The organism is Nocardia cyriacigeorgica NBRC 100375 (assembly GCF_000308555.1).
GTDB classification, from domain to species: domain Bacteria; phylum Actinomycetota; class Actinomycetes; order Mycobacteriales; family Mycobacteriaceae; genus Nocardia; species Nocardia cyriacigeorgica.
The window spans coordinates 1-3,164 of sequence record NZ_BAFY01000036.1; the positions used below are offsets into that span (position 1 = coordinate 1).

3 protein-coding genes are annotated in these 3,164 nt (G+C 70.4%); all 3 read left to right on the forward strand.

Annotated features, from left to right (window positions below; all coding sequences use genetic code 11):
* The coding region (locus tag RJ05_RS03650; RefSeq protein WP_051016201.1) for a M23 family metallopeptidase at nucleotides 1–808 on the forward strand (808 nt) is incomplete at its 5' end.
* 87 nt (nucleotides 809–895) lie between these two features.
* The gene (locus RJ05_RS03655) at nucleotides 896–1,879 is read left to right on the forward strand and encodes a helix-turn-helix domain-containing protein (protein ID WP_036533112.1); all 984 of its coding nucleotides are present in this window, start codon (nucleotides 896–898) and stop codon (nucleotides 1,877–1,879) included.
* A 264-nt stretch (nucleotides 1,880–2,143) separates the two neighbouring features.
* The coding region (locus RJ05_RS03660; protein ID WP_156090793.1) for an AMP-binding protein at nucleotides 2,144–3,164 on the forward strand (1,021 nt) is incomplete at its 3' end.

The window sequence follows — 3,164 nt, forward strand, 5'->3', positions numbered from 1 at the left end:
TCGGCCGACGCGGCACCGCGCCGAGGCCGGTCGCGTCGAACGCGTGAAGGCCGCGGCCACCGCCGCCGTCGCCGCGGGCGCGCTGATCGGCACCGCCTCCCAGATCGCTCCGGCCATCGCCTACGCGTCGCCGCTGCTGCCCGGCTCGCACAACGACAACGACGCCGACCACGAGGTCGCGCCCGTCTCCTTCGCCGAGCCCGCCGCCGAGGCGCCTGCCGCCGAAGCGCCCGCCGCGCCCGCGCCCATCGCCGACGCCGTCACCCCGGTGGCCGCTCCGGTCGCCGCACCCGCTCCGGTCGCCGCCCCGTTCGGTCTCGGCGGTCTGCCGCCGGAGATCGCGGGCCCGCTGGCGCATGCCGAGCAGGTGCTCAAGGACCTCCAGCAGCAGGTGGCTCCGGCTCCCGCCGTGCGGCCGGTCGCCGGTGCGATCAGCTCCGCCTACGGCAGCCGCTGGGGCGCCATGCACTACGGCATCGACTTCGCCGACGCGCTCGGCGCGCCGATCCACTCCGTCAGCAGCGGCACCGTCGTCGAGGCCGGTCCGGCCTCCGGCTTCGGGCTCTGGGTCCGCATCCTCCAGGACGACGGAACCACCGCCGTGTACGGCCACGTCAACGACATGTTCGTGCAGGCCGGGCAGCGGGTGAACGCCGGTGACGTCATCGCCACCGTCGGCAACCGCGGCCAGTCCACCGGCCCGCACCTGCACCTGGAGATCTGGGATCAGGGCGGCGCCAAGATCGACCCGATTCCGTACCTGGCGTCCAAGGGTGTGCCCATGGAGTGGGGCCCGTCGTCGCACTGATCCGGCCGCGACCCCTTCTCCTGGACAATTGAGACATTGGTGCTCGCCCGGATCTCCGGACCGTCGGCCCACCTCGAGGTGCGCCCGATGACCGAATTGGCCGACATATTCGAGCCCGGATCGCTGCACGGCCGGCTGTACGCACTGCTGGTCCACCATCCCCGGTCCCGGCTCTCCGATATCGCCGACCACCTCGACGTTTCCGAGGCGCAGGCCCGGTGTGCGCTGGATCGGCTCTGCGAGGTGCAGGCCGCGGTGCGGCTCACCGACAACGACGGCACCCCGGTCTGGGACGCGCACGCACCCGAAGCGCTGTCCGAGGCCGAGGCCCGGCGACGTCAGCAGGAAATCGCCACCATGCACGCCGCCGCCGCGCGGCTGAGCCAGACCTTCCGTTCCGTGCGCCGCTCACCACGCGGGGCAGGCGCGGTGGTGCCGGTGTACGAGCGGCTGGAAATGCTGGCCGATTTCGAGGAACTCCAGGTCAACGCGCGACGCACGGTAAAGGTGATCGAACGCGGGCCGTTCCTCTCCGATGTGGAACGCGAACGCCGACTGTTCGAACTCAAACAGTCCCGCATCGGTGACGGCATCCGCTACCGGACCCTGTACCAGGACACTATCTATCAGGACGGTGAGCGGCTGCGGCACGCACTGGCCACCAATGCCCGCGGCGCCAGCGCCCGCACGCTGCCCGAGCCGCCGTTTAAACTGATCGTCGCCGACGACGAGCGCGCCAGCCTGGTGCTGCACGCCGACGAACGCCGCTCCGATCCGATGGGCCTGCGCATCACCCGCTCACCGGGCCTGGAACTGCTGGTCAAGACCTTCGACGTGCTGTGGTCGCTGGCCGCGCCGATCTCGGTGCACCCGGCCGCCACCGACCTCGACGAACGCGATCGCGCCATTCTGACCCTGATGGGCCTGGGCGCCACCGACGACACCATTGCCCGCAGACTCGGCATGTCCCGCCGCACGGTGGTGCGCCGGACCGCGCGGCTGCTGGAGCGACTCGGCGCCAGCACCCGCTTCCAGGCAGGGGTGCAGGCCATCCGCCGCGGTTGGCTGTGACGAGGTTCATCAGAACGGGTACTACTGCAACATCGGATCGGTCGTCCCGATATACCGGGGGCAACCGATGCAGCGGGCGTGGCAATGCCGCACGCACAAGAGACGCAGCCGGACGCAGTCCGACCGAAGACCGCGCACGGCCGCAGCGAATGCGGAGGTACGCCCTTATATGATGGCCCGGACCGCGCCGGCCCGGGCTGACGACGCCCTGGTTCATGGGGCAGGGCCGGGTTCTGGCTTTACGCGAGAGGTGAATGCACTCGAATGGAAACTGCCCGTCGTTCCGCTCGTGGTAGCCGTCGCCGCCGCTCGGGCAGTCCGCTGTTCGGACAGCTGCTCACCGCGGCGGTGGAATCGTCGGCCACCTCGGTCGCGATCCGGTTCAACCCGACGGGTGAGCCCGCCGACGAGCGCACCCTCACCTATCAAGAACTCGACCAGGCGTCCTCGCAGGTCGCGCGGGAGCTGATCGATCGAGGCGTCGGCCCTGGCGACGTGGTCGCGATCGGGATCGCGCGCAGCCTGGAATCGGTGCTGGCGGTGTGGGCGGTGGCCAAAACCGGCGCCGCGTACGTCCCCGTCGACCCCGGGTATCCGGCCGACCGCATCAACCACATCGTCTCTGATTCCGGCGCCGTCATCGGGCTCACCACCTCGGCGCATCGTCCGGTGCTCGGTACCGGCGTGTACTGGGTGGAGCTCGACGATCCGGTGGTGGCCGAGCGCATCGCCAAGCGGCCCAGCCATCCCATTTCGTACGCCGACCGGGTGCGCCCGCTCGACGAGCGCCATCCCGCCTACGTCATCTACACCTCCGGTTCGACCGGGCGGCCCAAGGGCGTGGTGGTCACCCACACCGGTCTGGCCGGTTTGGTCGCCGCCGAACGCGAGCACTACGGAGTCACCGAGGATTCGCGGGTGCTGCACGTCTGCTCGCCGAACTTCGATGTCTCGGTGCTGGAGCTGCTGCTCGCCTTCACCTCGGGAGCCACGCTGGTGATCGCGCCGCCGTCGGTGTTCGGCGGGTTCGAGCTGGCCGATCTGCTGCGCCGTGAGCAGGTCACGCACATGCTGATCACCCCGGGTGCGCTGGAATCGGTGGATCCGGCCGGGCTCGACGATCTCGAGGTCGTCGTGGTCGCGGGCGACAAGTTCGGTCCGGAGCTGGTGGGCCGCTGGGCCGGCGAGCACGCCTTCTTCAACGGTTACGGCCCCACCGAGGCCACTATCCTCGCCACCAGCACCCCGCAGATGAGCCCGGACGGGCCGATCACCATCGGTACTG

Bases quoted from the DNA above. Each gene is read 5' to 3' on its own strand.
- RJ05_RS03655 (WP_036533112.1), top strand. From the start codon at position 896: ATGACCGAATTGGCCGACATATTCGAGCCCGGATCGCTGCACGGCCGG.